We start from the raw sequence: 18,614 nt of genomic DNA on the forward strand, positions 1-18,614 counted from the left end.
GCAGCGCGTCCTTGAGCGCCTCGTCCCCGGGGCCGGGGTCGATGCGCGCCCTGGCTGCTTTGATCCGGACGACGGCGGTCCGGGCGGCCGTCAGATGACGGGAGTGCGCCGGTACGAGTTCCAGCGCGGCCAGGGCCTCGTTCAGCCCCTCGGTGCCCGGTCCGGCCAGGTGTACGCGGGCGCAGCCGAAGGCAGCGCCGCCGAAGGAGTGGTTGCGGCGGCGGACCGCGTCGTAGAACTTCAGCGCCCGGGGCCGGTCCTGCCGCTGCTCCGCGCAGTAGCCGAGGGCGATCTTGGGCGCGTACTCGCCGGGGATCGCGCCGTAGATGCCGTCGAAGAGCATGTCGGCCTGCTGGATGTTCCCGCCGGCCAGGGCGAGCAGGCCGCGGTGCCAGTCGATCCGCCAGTCGTACGGGGCCCAGCGCGGGTCGATGAGTTTCCGGGCCTCGGCGACCTCCGTGTAGGCCTGGCACAGTGGCCCGGCGCACTCGTCGCCCGCCCCGTGCACCCGGCAGGGCGGCCCGGCGCCGTCGGCGGCGACCGTGCGCGTCATGTGGAGGCGGCAGCGCAGCAGATGGAGTTCGGCCGACGGGTCCCAGTCGGCGGTGCGCTGGAGGAGGGCGGTCGGGTCGTCCTCGGCGAGACGGTTCAGGCGCGGTGCGTTGAGGTCGTCGGGGTCCGTTCTCGGTACGGGCAGTCCGCAGGCCATCTCGCCGTGCTCGGGTGGTACCGCGCCGAGTGCGGCCGGGGCCTGGGCGCCCCGTGCCAGCTGGTGCAGGGACGGGGGCGAGCCGATCGTCCCGTCGAGCGCGTGGGCGGACTGGACGAAGAGCGGGGACGGTTCGAAGGACTCCTGGCCGGTGCGGAGCGAGCGCAGTTCGCGCAGGACCCCGCGCAGTTGGAGTGCCATCTCGTCGGCGGTGGCGAACCTGGCCCGGCGGTCCGGGCGGGTGGCCCGGTCCAGGACCCGGCGCAGCGATTCGGGGCCCAGGCCCTGGGCGGGCGGGGCCGCTTCGCTGAGTTCGCGCAGGGTCACGCCGAGGCTGAAAAGGTCGTCCTGGAAGCGGGTGGCCCCGGTCTTGCCCACGTCCGGGGCGCGGTAGCGGTCGGTGGTCGGGCCCTCGGCGCCCTCCTGGCGGATGCTCCCCACATCGACGATCTTGATCCCGGTGCCGCAGTGCATGACGTTGTGCGGCTTGAGGTCCCCGTACACCTTGCCCTTCTCCTCGTGGAGGTGACTGAGGGCCTGCAGGATGCGAATGCCGTAGCCGAGCACGAACTCGTGGAAGCGCACCCCGCCGAACGCTTCGGGGTCCCTGGCGACGCGCACCCTGACTTCTTCCAGCGTCAGTCCGTTGGCGTATTCGAGGACCAGGAACTCACCGACGGGTTCGTGGCGGCCGTAGTTGAACACCCGGATGAGGTCGGGGTGGTTGAGGGCGACGAGCTGCTGGCGTTCGCTGCTCATCACCTTCTCGTTGAGCCTGCCGCGTTCCCGCAGCTCGCTGTTCGGGTCCGTGTCGTGCTGGTGCAGGAACTTGATCGCCACGGGGCGGTTCTCCAGGCGGGTGTCCTCGGCGAGGTGCACCTCGCCCATCCCGCCGTACCCGACCTGTCTGAGCACCCGGTACTGCCCGGCGAGCATCCGGTCGGGTCCCAGGGCGAGGCTGCGCAGCCCTTCGTCGTCGTCGGGCGCGGCCACCGGGGCCGCGGGCAGCACGTCGGGCAGCGCGAGCGGGTCGGCGTCCTTCTCCTGGCCGGGGAGCACCACCCGGGCGGTCAGGGCGGCGTGGGTGTCGTCCTGCGGGGCGGGGCCGGGTGGCGCGGGAGCCGGGGCCGGGGTGCCCGCGTGGCGGCCCGCCGTGCGGTCGACGCGCCTGCCGGTGCGCTGGCAGAAGCCCGCGGGGGTGAGCAGTCCTCCGCAGTCCGGGTGGGGGCACGGGGTCACAGGTCCTCGTCCTCTCCGTCGGTGCCGTCCGGGGGACGGCCGGGGGCCTGGGACACGCCCGGGTCCTGGGAAGCGCCGGAATCCTGGGGCGCGGGCTCCTCGTCCAGCAGCCGGTGCACGCTCCGTACGAACACGTCGACCGCCCGCTGCACGTCGTCGAGATCGCTGGGTCCGCCCCTCAGCAGCCGCTGCGCCTCCCGGTAGTGAACGGTCGCCCCGGCGTCCTCGGCCCGGTCTTCGCGGGACAGCCGGGCCTGTTCGGCGGCGAGCAGCCCGCGCAGGCCGTGCAGTCTGTCGAGTTCGGTGCGCAGCTCCCGCTCGGCGCGTTCGGCTCCCAACAGGAAGTGCTCCACGGCCTGTTCGGCGTACGACAACTTCTCCAGCAGGGCGGCCTCGTCCCCGTCCCGCTCCCACTCCCACTCCGCGGTGAGCTGCGCGGTCCACAGTTGCGCGTCGACGCTGCGCGGGTCCGGCACCGCGGGCAGCCGGGTGACCCGTGGGGTCAGCCGCCGGTGCAGCTCCTTGATGCTGCGTTCGGCGTCCGAGAGCCGGTCGGTGCGGGCGGCGAGCCGCGCCAGCCAGAGCCGGGCGCGGCCGGGCGGCAACAGCTCCTGGGTGAGCGCCGGTTCGGGGGCGTTGAGCACGAGGAGCAGCCGCACCCCGCGGTCGGCCAGGGTGCGCAGCAGCCCGGCCAGCTCCTGCGGGGTGGCCGCCGACCGGTCGGCGGAGACGATGGCGACCGAGGACAGCTGCTGCCGCGGTTCCAGGGCCCGGGTCAGCTCCTCGTGGGACATCCCGGCGGCGGCCACCGCCAGGTCGATGGTGCCGGGGCGGGGCACCGTACCGTCGCCGGACCGCCGGGTGTCGGCGGTGGAGAGGGCGGGCGAGCGCTCGCGGTCGGCCAGGTTGAGGGTGGTCCGCAGGGCGGACGCGGCCTCGGCGTCGTCCTCGCGTACGAAGACGGTCTCGGTGTCCCAGGTGTCCGCGTCCCGGTGCAGCCAGCGGGTCAGCGTGCGCTGAAGCCCCAGCGGCCGGCCGGTCCGCGCGGCTTCGGGGGCGACCGACAGCTGCGGGGGGATGACCGGGGAGCCCGTCATGTGGTGTGCGGCGACGAGCGGGAGATGACCGGCGATCGTCGCGCCCGGGATCATGTAGAAGTAGAGCAGGGGCTCTTCCGTGTCGGGGTTGCCGTACACGGCGACCATGATCCCGATCAGCCGGCCGCTCCCGGCCTCGGTGACTCCTGCCCCGCTGAACCCCCGGGGATCGCGGTCGCGGTAGCCGACCGGGTTCAGCTGCACCCATTCGTCGCCGTGCCCCCCGGGGCCCTTGAGCTGGGCGTCCACCCAGAAACCGCCCGAGCGGCCCCTGGGGAAGCCGTCGACCATGACCCTGGTGTCGTACGGAACCGGGTCGCGGTCGAGCACGACCGTCGAGGGGACCGGCGCCGGGCTGGTCAGCCGCAGCAGGGCGAGGTCCCCCTCGTGCTTGCCGTGACGCGGCACGAAGTACTCGTCCAGCACGGTCGCCGTGCGGGACACCCCCTGCAACTTCCCTTTCAGCAACGGGAATTCGACCCTGACCTGATCGGTCCGGCCAGGAAGCACATGGGCGCAGGTCAGCACCAGGTCCTGACCGAACAGGACCCCCGCGCCGAGCACCTCGCCCGGCTGTCCCCCCGGCGGCTGTTCTCTCAGTCGCAGCCGCCAACTCTGTTGATCCATAGGCATGTTGAGCCGTAACGGCTCCCCCCTCATGCTTCCCCAGAATAGGTGCAAGGGACGACTATGAGACCCGAGCTGCACAAGGGGGAGCCATGGGGCACGGGACAGGAGCCACACCAGTGGCCGGTCTGGCGGATCTGATCAGCCAGGTGCGGGCCGAACTGACCGAGGCGCAGAGCCGCATCGGGGACAGTGCGCTGCGCCTCAGCGTGGAGAAGGTGAGTCTGGAGATCGCCGTTCAGGTGAGCCGGGAGGCCGGGGCCGAGGGGAAGCTGCGGATCGGGGTGGTCACCGTGGGCGGCAGTGGGTCCGCGACGCGCGAGAACACCCACCACATCCGGGTCGAACTGCAGCCCCGCAACGAGGACGACACACCGGGCTGGATCGATGTAGGCCGGAAGTAGAGCGACCGTCGCATGGGGGGCGGGAGAAGGAGCGGGGCCTGGTGCGTGCGGTCGCAAGGCGGAGGATTGAGGCAACGCGGAGCGTTGTTGATCGACGACAACGCGGCGAACGTGCGTGCCAGACCCGGCGACGCCGCCCCCCATGCGACGGTCGCTCTCAGCCGTCGCGGGGGCACAGGTCGAGTCGGGACGGGTGGGGTCAGGTGGGGTGGGGTCAGGTCAGCGGCTTCGGCAGCGGCTTGCCGTACCAGAGCTCCACCAGCCGGGCCGCGATCGAGATACCGGCCGGGGGAAGGACCACGCCCGACTCGATCGCGGAACGCAGGTCCTCCCGCGAGAACCAGCGCGCCTCGCTGATCTCCTCGCCGTCCACGGTGATCTCCGACGACGTGGCCCGTGCCATGAAGCCGAGCATCAGGCTGGACGGGAAGGGCCACGGCTGGCTGGCCACGTACCGCACCTCGCCGATCGTGACGCCCGCCTCCTCGAACACCTCGCGCGCCACCGAGGTCTCGATGGACTCGCCCGGCTCGACGAATCCGGCGAGGGTGGAGAACCGCCCCTCGGGCCAGTGCACCTGGCGGCCCAGCAGCGCCCGGTCGTGCTCGTCGGTGACGAGCATGATCACGGCCGGGTCGGTACGCGGGTAGTGCTCGGCCCCGCAGGCCTGGCAGCGGCGGATGTGGCCCGCGGCTGCGATGACCGTGCGCTCGCCGCAGCGCGAGCAGAACCGGTGCAGGCGCTGCCAGTTCTCCAGCGCCACCGCGTGCACCAGCAGCCCGGCGTCGCGCGGCGAGAGCAGCAGGCCCGCCTCGCGCAGTCCGGCCGGGCGCGCGGACTGGTCCATCCGGCCCGGGAGGGTGTCCTTCTGGAGCGCGAAGTAGGACACACCCTCGGGGTCCGTACCGAGGAAGTAGCGGTGCTCCTCGGTGAGCGGGGCCTCGAAGCTCGGGGTCATGAGCAGTTCGGTACGGCCGTCGGCCGTCTCGTCGATCAGCGCCTGACCGCCGGAGACGACGAAGACCCGGGTGGTCGGATGGCTCCAGGCCGCCGCGAGCCAGGCCTCGTCGAGGCGGTGGTGGGCGGCCCGGTCGATGCCGCTGGGCGCGGTCAGACCGATCGGCCGGTGCGGGTCCGCGCCGGCAGGGGCTCCGGGGGTGTGGCCCCGGGCCTCCTGGCCTTCGGTGGCGTGGTCTTCGGTGGCGTTGCTGACGTTGCTCACAGGTGCTTCCAACTCCCCCTGATGGACTGGGTGGTTCGGTTCAGCGTGGTCATCGCAGGGCAGCGGCCATGTCGCCCCACAGATGCGCGGTGGTCTCGACACCCTTGAGCAGCAGGTCGAGTTCGACCTTCTCGTTGGGTGCGTGCCAGCCGTCGGACGGTACGGAAATCCCCAGGAAGAGGACCGGAGCGCCCAGCACGTCCTGGAGGTCGGCGGCGGGCCCCGATCCGCCCTCCCGGGTGAAGCGGATCTTCTCGCCGAACGCACGGCCCATGGCCCGTACGACCGACTGGAGGGCGGGGTGGTCCAGCGGGGTCAGGCAGGGGCGGGTGCCCGCGCTGAAAGCGATCCCGGACCGGATCCCGGCGGGCACCCGGGCGGCCACCCACTCGGTGACCAGCTTCTCGATACGGACCGGGTCCTGGCCCGCGACCAGCCGGAACGACAGCTTCACCATGGCGGACGACGGGACGACGGTCTTGCCGCCCACGCCCTGGTAACCGCCGCCGATGCCGTTGACCTCGGCGGTCGGGCGGGCCCAGATCCGCTCCAGCGTGGTGTGACCCTGTTCACCGGCGGCGGCACGGGACTTGGCGGTGCGCAGCCACTCGTCCTCGTCGAAGGGCAGCTCCGCGAACAGTTCGCGCTCGGCGTCGGTGAGCTCGGCGATGCCGTCGTAGAAACCCGGGACCGTGACGCGTCCCTCGTCGTCGTGGAGCGCGGCGACCAGCCGGGCGATCGCGGTGGCCGGGTTGGGGACCGCGCCGCCGAAGGAACCGGAGTGGATGTCCTGGTCGGGGCCCCCGAAGGTGATCTCGCACTCGGCGAGGCCGCGCATGCCGGTGCAGACGGTCGGGGTGGTCTCGGACCACATCCCGGTGTCCGAGACGATCACGGTGTCGGCGGCGAGGCGCTCGGCGTGCTGCTCGACGAGTGCGCGGAAGTTCGGGGAGCCGGACTCCTCCTCGCCCTCGATGAGCAGCTTGAGGTTGACCGCGGGGGCGGTGCGGCCGGTGGCGGCCAGGTGGGCCCGGACACCGAGTGTGTGGAAGAACACCTGGCCCTTGTCGTCGGCCGCGCCCCTTCCGTACATCCGGCCGTCCCGGATCACCGGCTCGAAGGGGTCGGTGTGCCAGCCGTCCTCGACCGCCGCGGGCTGGACGTCGTGGTGGCCGTAGACGAGCACGGTCGGTGCGTCCGCCTCGCCGGAGGGCCACTCGGCGAAGACCGCGGGGGCGCCGGGGGTGTCCAGGATCTCCGTGACCGGGAAGCCGGTCTCCTTGAGCTTGGCGGCCAACCAGTCGGCGCTGCGCCGTACGTCCGCGTCGTGGTCCGGCTGCGCGGACACCGAGGGGATGCGGAGCCACTCGGCCAGGTCTTCGACGAAGGCCTTGCGGTGCTGATCGATGTACGTGCGGACGGCGCTGTCCGGGGTGTCGCTCATGCCGTCGAGCCTAACCGGCCGGTGGGGGTGGCCGGTCCAGCGGATCACCCAGCAGGATGCGCTCCAGCTCCGCCCGGCCGGGCAGCGGTGTGGGCCTGATCACTTCCCCGGTGCGTACGTAGAGGAACGCGGCGGTGACCGAGGAGAGCGGGATGTGGTGCTGCTCGGCCCAGGCCAGGCGGTAGACGGCGAGCTGGAGGGGGTCCGCGGTGTGGAGGCGGTGGGTCTTCCAGTCGACGATCTCGTAGGTGTGCGCGGAGGTGCGGTACACGGCGTCCATCCGGCCGCGGATCAGCCGGCCCGCGAGGCTGAGCGTGAAGGGGGCTTCGACCCGGTGGGGAGTGCGCCCTGCGTACGGGGTGCGCTCGAAGGCTTCCTTCAGTGCGGCGAGATCCCGTTCGTCGGCGATCTCCGGCTCGTCCTCGGCACCGCCGGGGAGTTCGTCGGGGCCCAGCATGGGCAGCGGCAGTTCCTCGAAGCGGGACTCCACCCAGGCGTGGAACCGGGTGCCGCGGCGGGCGGCCGGGTGCGGGGCCTGCGGCATGGGGCGGGCCAGTTCGCGGGCGAAGCCGTCCGGATCCTCGGCGAGACGCAGCAGCTGGGTGGCCGTGAGGGTGTGCGGGACGGGGACGTCGTGCACGGTGCGCCGGGCACGGAGGAGTTCGGCGGTGAGGGCGTCCAGGTCGCGGTCCCAGGAGGTGATGGTGCGGGCGTCCTCGGGGGTGAGGGGGGCCGGGGGCTGCGGGTGGGGGCGGGCCTGGGCGTCGGGGGTGGCGCGGGCGTGCGGTACGGGTGCGGCGGGGTGAGGCACGGGTGAGGCGTGCGGTACGGCCGTCGCGGGGCGCTGCCCCGGGCCGAGGTCCGCACGCGCTGGTGGGTAATCCACGGCGCCGACCTCGCTCTTGTCCAGGTACGGGTCCTGGTCCGGGTCCACGGCCGGGTCCGGGCGCACCGCGTCGAGTTCGGCCAGGACCAGGTCCGCCGCGTCCCGGCGCCGGTCGAACGACGTCCGGTCCAGCGGCAGCGGCCACGCGTGGTCCGCCGCCGCCTCGCGCAGGGCCGGGTTCTCCTCGTCCTCCTCCGGTGCGTCCGCCCAGATCTCCGTCTCGCCGAAGCCCGCCGCGCAGTGCTCGTTCAGCGCGATCAGGAAGTCCGAGGGGCCGCGTGGCCGCTTCTGGCTCGGGCCCCACCAGTGGGCCGAGCCGAGGAGCAGCGAGCGGGGGCGGGTGAAGGTGACGTAGCCGAGGCGGAGTTCTTCCGTGTGCTGGTGGGCCTTCATCTCCGCCTTGAAGGCGGCCAGGCCCTTCGCGTCCCACGCCGGTACGCCGGGAAGCGTCGCCGCGTCGCCGCGCAGCGCGTGCGGCAGTACCTTCGGCTGCGCCGTCCACACCTCGCGGGACTGCTCGCTCGGGAACTGCCTGGCCACCAGGCCGGGGACCGCGACGACGTCCCACTCCAGGCCCTTGGACTTGTGCGCGGTGAGGACCTTGACCGTGTTCTCACCGCCGGGCAGGGCGTTGTCCAGGCCCTTCTCGTACTGGACGGCCGTCCGCAGGAATCCCAGGAACGCCAGCAGGGTCGCCTCGCCGTCCAGGGACGCGAAGCCGGCCGCCGTGTCGAGGAACTGGGAGAGCGTCTCGCGTCTGCGGGCGGCCAGGGCGTGCGGCGAGGCGGAGAGCTCGACCTCCAGGCCCGTGGTGGCGAGCACCCGGTGCAGTACGTCCATGAGGGGGTCGGCCAGCGACCGCCGCAGATCGCGCAGTTCGGCGGCGAGCCGGGCGAACCTGACCCGGGCGTCGGCGGAGAACGGCAGCCCGTCGTCCTCGGCCGTGCTGTCCAGGAAGGTGTCCAGGGCGTCGGCCAGTGAGACCACTTCGGCCGGGTCGACCCCTTCGACGGCCTCGGCGAGGCGCCGGTCCGGGTCGTCGTCGGGGGCGCCCGCGTACCGCACGAGCAGCCGGGCCCGGCGGCCCAGCAGCGCCAGGTCGCGCGGGCCGATCCGCCAGCGCGGGCCGGTCAGCAGCCGGACCAGTGAGGCGTTGGCCCCCGGGTCCTGGAGCACCTCGCAGACCGCCACCAGGTCGGCGACCTCGGGCAGGTGCAACAGCCCCGAGAGACCGACCACCTCGACCGGCACGTCCCGGGCCACCAGCGCGCCCTGGATCTCCGCGAAGTCGCCCGCGGTACGGCACAGGACGGCGATCTCGGCCGGTTCCCTGCCCGTCCGCACCAGATGGGCGATCGAGTCGGCGAGCCAGCCGATCTCCTCCTCGTGCGTACGGAGCAGGGCGCACCGCACCATGCCGTCCCGCTCCGCTCCCGGTGCGGGGCGCAGTGCCTCCACGCCCGCGTGCATCGCGCGCAGCGGGGCGGCGAGGCCGTTGGCCAGGTCGAGGAGACGGCCGCCGCTGCGGCGGTTCTCGCTGAGCGAGAAACGGGTGGCGGGGCTTCCGTCGGCGTACGGGAAGTGTTCGGGGAAGTCGTCCAGGTTGGCGACGGAGGCGCCGCGCCAGCCGTAGATCGCCTGGCAGGGGTCGCCGACCGCGGTCACCGCGTGGCCGGTGCCACCGCCGAAGAGCCCGGACAGCAGCAGCCGCTGGGCGACGGAGGTGTCCTGGTACTCGTCGAGCAGGACCACCCGGAATTCGTCCCGCAGGAGGGTGCCGACCTCGGGCCTGGTCAGCGCCAGTTCGGCGGAGAGCGCGATCTGGTCGCCGAAGTCGAGGAGGTCGCGGCTGCGCTTGGCCCGGCGGTAACGGCCCACCAGGTCGAGCAGTTCACGGCGGGCCGCGGCGGCCTCGGGGATCTTGCGCAGGTCGGCGTTGGAGAGTCTGGCGCCCTCCAGGGTGCTCAGCAGCTCCGTGTCGTGGGCCCGCAGCGCGGCGGGCGTCACCAGATGCTCGGCGAGTTCGCCGTCGAGCGCCAGCAGGTCGCTGACCAGGGAGGAGAAGGATTTCGTCAGGGCCGGGTAGGGGCCCGGCGCCTCCTTGAGCACGCGCGCGGCCAGCTGGTACCGCGTGGCGTCGGCGAGCAGCCGGGAGGTCGGTTCGAGCCCTATCCGCAGCCCGTGGTCGGTCAGCAGCTGTCCGGCGAACGCGTGGTACGTCGAGATGCGGGGTTCGCCGGGTGAGTAGAAGGGGTCGGCGCTGCGCGGCGTCGTCGAGGGGTGGTGGCCGGGCGACGGGTGGGCCGGGTCGATGACGTCGGGATCGGTGACCCCGGCCCGTACCAGCGCCTTGCGGACCCGCTCGGCCAGCTCGCCCGCCGCCTTGTTGGTGAAGGTCAGCCCGAGCACCTGCTCGGGCGCGACCTGCCCGGTGCCCACCAGCCAGACCACGCGCGCGGCCATCACCGTCGTCTTCCCCGACCCGGCTCCGGCCACGATGACCTGCGGGGCGGGCGGCGCCGTGATGCAGGCCGTCTGCTCCGGGGTGAAGGGGATGCCGAGGAGCTCCTTGAGCTGCTCGGGGTCGGTGATACGTGGGGTCACCTCGGAAAGGCTAACGGCGACCACTGACAACGTGTCCCGCGCGAGCCGTCACCCGGCCCGTCGTCGCGCCCGCACCCGGCCGTGAACCGCCCTACCCGGCCCGTCACTCGACGATGTGACGCCCCTCGGGCAGGGCGCTGCACGAGGCCCGGAAAGAGCAGTGCGTGCAGTGGCTTCCCGTGGTCGGTGTGAAGCGCTCGTCGAGCACCTTCCCGGCCGCGGTGGCCAGCAGGTCCCCGACCCACTCCCCCGCGAGCGGCTCCTGTGCCTGGACCTTCGGGAGGGCGTCGCCGCCCTCCTTCCTGGCCGCGGCCTGCCGGAGCTGGACGAGTTCGGCGCCGCCGGGGCCGGGGCGCCGCCCGCCGAAGACTTCGTCGACGGCGCCCTCGCGCACCGCGAGCTGGTAGACGGCGAGCTGCGGGTGGTGGGCCACCTCGTCCTTCGTCGGCGCCTGCTTGCCGGTCTTGAAGTCGACGACGTACGCCCGGCCCTCGGCGTCCTGCTCGACGCGGTCCATGGAGCCCCGGATCCGGACCTCGTACGCACCGGCCTCCAGGGTCACGTCGAAGCCGTGCTCGGTGGCGGCCGGGGTGCGGCCCGCGCGGTCCATGACGTGCCAGCGCAGGAAGCGTTCCAGCGCCACGCGCGCGTGCTCCTTCTCCTGGGCCGACTTCCAGGGGGCGTCGAAGGCGAGCGAGCCCCAGACCGAGTCGAGCCGTTCCATGAGGACGGCCAGGTCGGCCGGGGTCCGCCCGGATGCGACCTCGTCCGCGAGGACGTGCACCACGTTGCCGAAGCCCTGGGCGGCGGTGGCGGGGGCGTCCGCCTTCACTTCCCGCCCCAGGAACCACTGGAGCGAACAGGTGTGGGCGAGCTGGTCGAGCGCGCTGCCGGAGAGGGCGACGGGCTGCTCCGGGTCGCGCACCGGGACCGTGCTGTGCGTCGGTTCGTACAGGCCCCACCAGCGGTGCGGGTGCGCCGCCGGTACGAGCGGCTGGCCCTCCTCGTCCGCGAGCGCGGCCAGCCGGGCGAGCCGGTGGGCCGCGGCGTCCCGGAGCGCGGGCGAGGACCTCGGATCGACGACCGTGGCGCGGAGCTCGGCGACGAGGGGGGCGACGGCGAGCGGTCTGCGGGGGCGCCCCGTGACGTCCTTCGGCTCCACGCCCAGCTCGGCGAGGAAGCGGGAGGGCTGGTCGCCGTCGTCGGCCGGTGCCTTGACCGCGGTGACGACGAGACGGTCGCGGGCGCGGGTGGCCGCGACGTAGAAGAGCCTGCGTTCCTCGGCGAGCAGTGCGCCGGGCGTGAGCGGTTCGGCGAGGCCGTCGCGGCCGATCCGGTCCGCTTCGAGGAGGGATCCGCGCCGTCTGAGGTCGGGCCACAGCCCTTCCTGGACGCCCGCGACGATGACCAGACCCCACTCCAGGCCCTTGGCGCGGTGCGCGGTCATGAGCCGTACGGCGTCGGGCCGCACGGTCCGCTTCGAGAGGGTGTCGGCGGCGATGTCCTGCGCGTCCAGCTCCTCCAGGAAGTTCAGCGCGCCGCGTCCGCCGGTGCGTTCCTCGGCGCGGGCCGCGGTGTCGAAGAGGGCGCAGACGGCGTCCAGATCACGGTCGGCGTTGCGTCCGCCGGCGCCGCCGCGCAGCGTCGCGCGTTCCAGCCGCCGGGGCCAGTTGGTGCCGTTCCACAGTTCCCAGAGGGCCTGCTCGGCGGTGCCGCCGTTCTCCAGGACCTCCCGTGCCTTCCGCAGGAGCTTGCCGAGCTGCTGGGCGCCCCGGGCGTACGCCGAGTCGTGCACGACCAGCCGCTCGGGTTCGGCGAGCGCGCGGGCGAGGAGCTCGTCGGAGGGCGGCGGAAGCCGGTTCCCGCCGGCCCGCTCCTCGTCACGCAGCGCGCGGCCGAGACGGCGCAGGTCCGCGGCGTCCATGCCGCCGAGCGGGGAGGCGAGGAGGGTGAGCGCGGTTTCGGTACCGAGCCAGGGGGCGCCCCCGTCCGGACCGGCCGCGCTCACATCACCCTCGTCCGGACCGGCCGCGCTCTCGTCACCCTCGTCCCGACGGGCGCGTACCGGCCCGCCCAGCGCCGCGTCCGCGACCGCCCGCAGCGCGGTGAGCAGCGGTGTCACGGCAGGTTCGTGGCGCAGCGGGACATCGTCGCCCGCGATGTCCAGCGGGACCCCGGCCGAGGTGAGCGCACGGCGCACCGCGGGGATCGAGCGGCCTCCCGCGCGCACCAGCACCGCCATGTCGCTCCACGGCACGCCCTCCTCCAGATGAGCCCGGCGCAGGATGTCGGCGATGTTGTCCAGCTCGGTGCCCGCCGTCGGGTAGGTGTACGCCTCGACCCGGCCCCCGGCCCGTACCGCCGAGAGTTCCCGGTGCGCGCGCACCTTGTCGGAGGGCAGCCGGGTCAGCGGCATCCGCTGGGTCAGCAGCCGGGTGGCGGCCAGCACGGATGCCGCGGAACGCCGTGAGGTGGTGAGCACCTCGACCGGGGCGGGGCTGCCGTCGTGGCGGGGAAAGGTAGCGGGGAAGTCCAGGATGCCGCCCACGTCGGCGCCCCGGAACGCGTAGATCGACTGGTCCGGGTCACCGAACGCCACCAGGACCGGCCGGCCCGGTCCTGGTGAACGCCCGCCGCCGGCCAGCGCGCGCAGCAGCCGCACCTGGGCCGGGTCGGTGTCCTGGTACTCGTCCACGAAGATCGCGTCGTAGCGGAGGTCGGCGCGCTGGGCCAGCGGCACCGCACGGAGCACCAGCTCCGCGTAGTCCACCACCCCCTGTGCGTCCAGGACGTCCAGGTACTCGGCGAGGAAGTCGGCCGCCGCCCGCCAGTCGGGGCGGCCCGTACGGTCGGCGAACGCGGCCAGGGTGTCCGGGCCCAGGCCCAGTTCCCGGCTGCGGGCGAGCACCGCGCGCACCTCGTCGGCGAAGCCGCGCGTCGTCAGGCAGGCGCGCAGTTCGTCGGGCCAGCGGATGTGTCCCAGGTCCAGCTGTCCGGCCAGCAGCTCGCGCACCGTGACGTCCTGCTCCGGCCCGGAGAGCAGCCGCAGCGGCTCGGCGAAGAGGTCGGCGTCCTGGTGGGCGCGGACCAGCGCGTAGCAGAACGAGTGGAAGGTGGTTGCCTGCGGGGCGTGCGCTCCGGGGGCGCCCCCCTGGATCCGCACGGCCATCCGGTCGCGGAGTTCCACCGCGGCCTTGCGGCTGAACGTGAGGACGAGGATCCGCTCGGGGTCGGTCCCCTCGGCGATGCGCCGCGCCACCGACTCCACGAGGGTGGTGGATTTTCCCGTACCGGGCCCGGCCAGGACCAGCAGCGGCCCCGCCGCGTGGTCAACCACCGCGCGCTGCCGTGCGTCCAGTACAGGCGGGCCCGCTGCGCCCGGCGGGGTCCGCACCAGCCGGTACGCGCCCGGGGCACGTTGCCGTACCCGGTGGGAAGTGGAGGAGCTCACGTGGATCGCCGGTCCTGGGGAGTGTGTGCAGGTGTGCGGGTGGGGGACGGGGTGCTGTGCCGGTCGGGTCTGCGGTGGCAGTGGTGTCCGCGGCCGTGGTGCCCGCGGTGCCCGTCGTGTCGCACCGAAGCTACGCCAGTGGGGCGCGGCGCCGCAGCGGCCGGGCCCACCGGCCCGGGGCATACTCCGAACGGGTCTCAGACCACCCGCGGGTCCACCGTATGGCGGAAGCTGTCACACATGAGTTCCGCCGCCGTCCCATCGCGCCCGCCGCATGTCCAGGCGGGGCAGATGACCGTCGGCCTCCCGTGCGGTCCGCGAGGCGTCCTTCAGGGGCGTGGACTCCGTGCGGTAGTGCTCCAGCGCCCGCAGTTCGTGGCCGGGCAGCAGCGCGCCGTCCGCGCGCACCACACGCCACCACGGGGCGGCTGCGCCGTAGAGGGCCATCACCCGGCCCACCTGACGCGGTCCTCCCTCCCCCAGCCATTCGGCGATGTCTCCGTACGTCATGACGCGGCCGGGCGGGATCCGGTCCGCCACGTCGAGCACCCGTTCCGCGTACTCCGGCAGCTCAGCACTCATCCGGTCCATACTGCACCAGCCCTCCGACAGCTCCTAAAACTCCCACCGCACCGACACTGCTCCGGGCCGCCCACCGAGCGGCCCGCTTTCGGCAAAGGGGCCCTGATGCCCGCCTGCGCCGCCCGGACATGCCACCATCGTCCGGGCGGTGGCCGGACCGTCGGCCGGGCTCTGCCCGCGGGCCCAGCACCCCGAGGTGGAGCGCAGTGATACGAGACCATAAGGACACGACGGAGGGGCCGGGCGTGCCGGAACCGGCAAACGCACCCGACGCTGGGCCGCCCTCCGGCGGAACCGGTACGGGGCCGGATTCCGGTACGGAACCGGGATCCGGTGGGAAGACCGGTGGGAAAGCAGCGTCCGGGGCCGGAACGGAGCCCGGCACAGGAACCGGGTCCGGTACAGGAACCGACTGCGGAGAGGCGGCACCCATCGACAGGGTCTCCGGCGACGAACCACTGCTCGCCGCCCGTGTGCACCGCCCCTCCGATCTGCTGCGTCTGCTCATCGGACTGCTGGCCATCGCGCTGGTCCTCGCCGTCGCCGCCTTCGCGCACGGCACCACATCGGGTCTCGCCGAGGACATCAACCACGGCACCGGCCAGACGCCCGACATGCTCATCAAGCTCGCGGGCCTGTTCTCGTCCATCGCGATACTGATCCTGCCGGTCGCCTTCGCGATCGAGCGGCTGGTCAAGCGGGACGGCCTGCGCATCGCGGACGGCGTGCTCGCCGCCGTACTCGCGCACGGGGTGGCGCTCGCCACCGATCTCTGGGTGGCCAAGGCCGCGCCGAAGTCGATCACCGTGGCGCTGACGCACTCGCTGTCGGACGGCTCCCTCACCGACCCCGTGCACGGCTATCTCGCCCCCGTCATCGCCTACATGACAGCGGTCGGCATGGCCCGCAGGCCGCGCTGGCGGGTGGCGCTCTGGGTCGTCCTGCTGGTCAACGCCTTCGCCGTACTGGTCGGCGGGCAGACCACCCCCTTCTCGATCATCCTCACGATCCTGCTCGGCTGGACCGTGGCGTACGGCACGCTGTACGCCGTCGGCTCGCCCAACGTCCGCCCCACCGGCCGCCAGCTCCTCGCCGGACTGCGGCACGTCGGCTTCTCCCCCGAGACCGCCATGCGCGCCGAGGACATCCCCGACTCCGCCGACCAGGGCGACCGGGGCCGCCGCTACTTCGTGACCCTGAAGGACGGGGACCCGCTCGACGTCACCGTGGTCGACCGCGAACAGCAGGCGCAGGGCTTCTTCTACCGGGTGTGGCGCCGCCTCACCCTGCGCTCCATCTCCACCGGCCGCTCCATCCAGTCGCTGCGCCAGGCCCTGGAGCAGGAGGCGCTCCTCGCGTACGCGGCCATCGCCGCCGGGGCCAACGCCCCGAAGCTGATCGCCACCTCCGAACTGGGCCCCGACGCGGTCATGCTGGTGTACGAGCACACCGGCGGACGCTCCCTCGACTCGCTTCCCGACGAGGAGATCACCGACGAGCTGATGCGGAACACCTGGCACCAGGTGCAGGCGCTCCAGTCCCGCCGTATCGCGCACCGCCGGCTCGTCGGCGACGCGATCCTGGTGGACCGGGCGGGCGCGGTGATCGTCACCGATCTGCGCGGCGGTGAGATCGCGGCCGGTGACATCGTGCTGCGCATGGACATCGCCCAGCTGCTCACCACGCTGGGGCTGCGGGCCGGGGCGGAGCGCTCGGTCGCGGCGGCGGTCGCGGTCCTCGGCCCGGACAAGGTCGCCGACAGTCTCCCGCTGCTCCAGCCGCTGGCGCTGAGCCGGTCCTCCCGCGCGACGCTGCGCCAGCTGGCACGGGAGCGGGCGCAGCGGGAGCGCGAGGCGGTGATCGAGGCGTCGGAGGCGGCGAAGCGCGCCAGGGCCAGGGCCAACGAGGCGCCGGACGACAGCCGCAAGGCCGCCCGTGCCGAGAAGAAGGCCGAGAAGGAGGCCATAGACGACGCGGTGGGCGGGGCGCGCGAGGAGGATCTGCTCGCGCAGATGCGCCATCAGGTGCTGCTGATCCGTCCGCAGGCGCACGCCGAACCGGTCCGGCTGGAACGGGTCAAACTGCGCACCCTGCTCACCGTCATCGCCGGGTCGATCGCCGCGTACTTCCTGTTCTCGCAGCTGGCGAACATCCCGTACCACAACCTGCTCAGCAACACCGAGTGGGGCTGGGTCGCCGCCGCCGTGCTGTTCTCCGCGGTGAGTTACGTGGCTGCCGCGATGAGCCTGACGGGATTCGTCCCCGAGAAGGTGCCGTTCTTCCGGGCGGTCCTGGCGCAGGTCGCCGGGTCCTTCGTGAAACTGGTGGCGCCGGCGGCGGTCGGCGGTGTGGCGCTCAACACCCGCTTCCTGCAACGCGCGGGCGTGCGGCCCGGTCTCGCGGTGGCCAGTGTCGGGGCCTCGCAGCTGTTCGGGCTCGGCAGCCACATCCTGCTGCTGATGATCTTCGGCTATGTGACGGGTACCGAGCAGACCCCTTCGCTGACCCCGTCCCGGACCGTGATCGCCGGGCTGCTGACGGCCGCCGTGCTCGTCCTGGTGGTCACGGCGGTGCCGTTCCTGCGGAAGTTCGTCGTCACACGGGTGCGTTCGCTGTTCGCCGGAGTGGTGCCGCGCATGCTCGACGTACTCCAGCAGCCCCGGAAGCTGCTCACCGGCATCGGCGGGATGCTGCTGCTGACCGGCACGTTCGTGATGTGCCTGGACGCTTCACTGCGGGCCTTCGGCGGCGGCGCGACCATAAGCTACGCGAGCATCGCGGTGGTCTTCCTGACCGCCAACGCGGTGGGTTCGGCGGTGCCGACCCCCGGTGGTGTCGGCGCGGTGGAGACCGCGCTGACCGGCGCACTGATCATCGCCGGGGTGGACCGCGGGACGGCGACCGCGGCGGTGCTGCTCTTCCGGCTGCTGACCTTCTGGCTGCCGGTGCTGCCGGGCTGGCTGTGCTTCAACTACCTGACCCATCGAGGCGAGTTGTAGGGACGGCCGCCCTCTCACGGAACAACCGCCCGGTCACGGGACAACCGCCCGGCACGGGGCGGCCGTTCACACGCCGAAAGGGCCGGCCCGCACCTTCCGTGCGGACCGGCCCCTTCGGGTGGACAACTCCTAGTACACCGGCTTCTCGGGCTCGATCTGGTTGACCCAGCCGATCACGCCGCCGCCCACGTGGACCGCGTCGGCGAAGCCCGCGGACTTCAGGACGGCCAGGACCTCCGCCGAGCGGACGCCCGTCTTGCAGTGCAGGACGATCTTCTTGTCCTGCGGGAGGTCCGACAGCGCGGTCCCCATGATGAACTCGTTCTTCGGGATCAGCTTCGCGCCCGGGATCGAGACGATCTCGTACTCGTTCGGCTCGCGGACGTCGATGATCTCGATCTTCTCGTCGGCGTCGATCCACTCCTTGAGCTGCTTGGGAGTGATCGTCGAACCGGCCGCCGCCTCCTGGGCCTCCTCGGACACGACGCCGCAGAAGGCCTCGTAGTCGATGAGTTCGGTGACGGTGGGGTTCTCGCCGCAGACCGCGCAGTCGGGGTCCTTGCGGACCTTGACCTGGCGGTACTGCATCTCCAGGGCGTCGTAGATCATCAGGCGGCCGACCAGCGGCTCACCGATGCCCGCGAGCAGCTTGATGGCCTCGTTGACCTGGATGGAACCGATCGACGCGCAGAGCACACCGAGCACGCCGCCCTCGGCGCAGGACGGGACCATGCCGGGGGGCGGGGGCTCCGGGTAGAGGCACCGGTAGCAGGGGCCGTGCTCCGACCAGAAGACGGACGCCTGGCCGTCGAAGCGGTAGATCGAGCCCCAGACGTACGGCTTGTTGAGCAGCACGCACGCGTCGTTGACCAGGTAGCGGGTGGCGAAGTTGTCCGTGCCGTCCACGATCAGGTCGTACTGGGAGAAGATCTCCATCACGTTCTCGGCCTCGAGCCGCTCTTCGTGAAGGACCACGTTCACCAGCGGGTTGATCCCCAGGACCGAGTCCTTCGCGGACTGGGCCTTGGAGCGGCCGATGTCGGCCTGGCTGTGAATGATCTGGCGCTGCAGATTCGACTCGTCGACCTCGTCGAACTCCACGATGCCCAGCGTGCCCACGCCGGCCGCGGCCAGGTACATGAGGGCGGGCGAACCGAGGCCGCCCGCGCCCACGGCGAGCACCTTGGCGTTCTTCAGCCGCTTCTGCCCGTCCATCCCGACGTCGGGGATGATCAGGTGGCGGGAGTACCTGCGGACCTCGTCGACGGTGAGTTCAGCAGCTGGCTCGACCAGGGGTGGCAACGACACGGGGACTCCGTTGGTCGGTATCTACGTACGATTGTTCTCTCC

The 18,614-nt window shown here is 72.7% G+C and carries 10 protein-coding genes; 2 read left to right on the plus strand and 8 right to left on the minus strand.

Features of this window, described 5'->3' with window-relative positions; genetic code table 11:
* Positions 1-1,948, minus strand: a 1,948-nt coding sequence (locus NBY69_RS02995) for a serine/threonine protein kinase (RefSeq protein ID WP_250298035.1), incomplete at its 3' end; no start/stop codon positions are given.
* Entirely contained in the window at positions 1,945-3,672 is a 1,728-nt protein-coding gene (locus NBY69_RS03000; protein WP_250298036.1) for a serine protease, read from the minus strand. The genes NBY69_RS02995 and NBY69_RS03000, both read right to left, overlap by 4 nt.
* 119 nt (positions 3,673-3,791) lie before the next feature.
* Between NBY69_RS03000 and NBY69_RS03005 the strand changes: the two genes are divergently transcribed.
* The gene (locus tag NBY69_RS03005) at positions 3,792-4,076 is read left to right on the plus strand and encodes a trypco2 family protein (RefSeq protein ID WP_250298037.1); all 285 of its coding nucleotides are present in this window, start codon (positions 3,792-3,794) and stop codon (positions 4,074-4,076) included.
* Between the two features lie 214 nt (positions 4,077-4,290).
* Here NBY69_RS03005 and nudC read toward each other — a convergent pair whose 3' ends face one another.
* From nudC to NBY69_RS03030, 5 genes are all read right to left on the minus strand, one after another.
* The gene (gene nudC / locus NBY69_RS03010; RefSeq protein WP_250298176.1) at positions 4,291-5,196 is read right to left on the minus strand and encodes an NAD(+) diphosphatase; all 906 of its coding nucleotides are present in this window, start codon (positions 5,194-5,196) and stop codon (positions 4,291-4,293) included.
* Positions 5,197-5,347: 151 nt separating this feature from the next.
* Positions 5,348-6,742 carry a dipeptidase gene (locus NBY69_RS03015; RefSeq protein WP_250298038.1) on the minus strand — a complete coding sequence of 465 codons (1,395 nt, stop codon included), beginning with the start codon at positions 6,740-6,742 and terminating at the stop codon, positions 5,348-5,350.
* 10 nt (positions 6,743-6,752) lie between these two features.
* Entirely contained in the window at positions 6,753-10,232 is a 3,480-nt protein-coding gene (locus tag NBY69_RS03020; RefSeq protein ID WP_250298039.1) for an ATP-dependent DNA helicase, read from the minus strand.
* A 103-nt stretch (positions 10,233-10,335) separates the two neighbouring features.
* Complete coding sequence (locus tag NBY69_RS03025) at positions 10,336-13,689, minus strand: ATP-dependent DNA helicase (protein WP_250298177.1); 3,354 nt, start codon at positions 13,687-13,689, stop codon at positions 10,336-10,338.
* Between the two features lie 228 nt (positions 13,690-13,917).
* The gene (locus NBY69_RS03030; RefSeq protein WP_250298040.1) at positions 13,918-14,274 is read right to left on the minus strand and encodes an MGMT family protein; all 357 of its coding nucleotides are present in this window, start codon (positions 14,272-14,274) and stop codon (positions 13,918-13,920) included.
* Positions 14,275-14,393: 119 nt separating this feature from the next.
* Here NBY69_RS03030 and NBY69_RS03035 point away from each other — a divergent pair, with 119 nt between their 5' ends.
* Entirely contained in the window at positions 14,394-17,264 is a 2,871-nt protein-coding gene (locus NBY69_RS03035) for a lysylphosphatidylglycerol synthase transmembrane domain-containing protein (RefSeq protein ID WP_250298041.1), read from the plus strand.
* Positions 17,265-17,393: 129 nt separating this feature from the next.
* Here NBY69_RS03035 and moeZ read toward each other — a convergent pair whose 3' ends face one another.
* A complete protein-coding gene (gene moeZ, locus NBY69_RS03040; protein ID WP_250298042.1) occupies positions 17,394-18,572 on the minus strand; it encodes an adenylyltransferase/sulfurtransferase MoeZ in 1,179 nt (392 codons plus the stop codon).
* Positions 18,573-18,614: the final 42 nt, after the last annotated feature.

This window comes from Streptomyces sp. A 4/2 (assembly GCF_940670765.1).
Taxonomy (GTDB): domain Bacteria; phylum Actinomycetota; class Actinomycetes; order Streptomycetales; family Streptomycetaceae; genus Streptomyces.

Bases quoted from the DNA above. Each gene is read 5' to 3' on its own strand.
- NBY69_RS03000 (WP_250298036.1), bottom strand. From the start codon at position 3,672: ATGGATCAACAGAGTTGGCGGCTGCGACTGAGAGAACAGCCGCCGGGG.
- NBY69_RS03015 (WP_250298038.1), bottom strand. From the start codon at position 6,742: ATGAGCGACACCCCGGACAGCGCCGTCCGCACGTACATCGATCAGCAC.
- NBY69_RS03030 (WP_250298040.1), bottom strand. From the start codon at position 14,274: ATGGACCGGATGAGTGCTGAGCTGCCGGAGTACGCGGAACGGGTGCTC.
- NBY69_RS03035 (WP_250298041.1), top strand. From the start codon at position 14,394: ATGCCACCATCGTCCGGGCGGTGGCCGGACCGTCGGCCGGGCTCTGCC.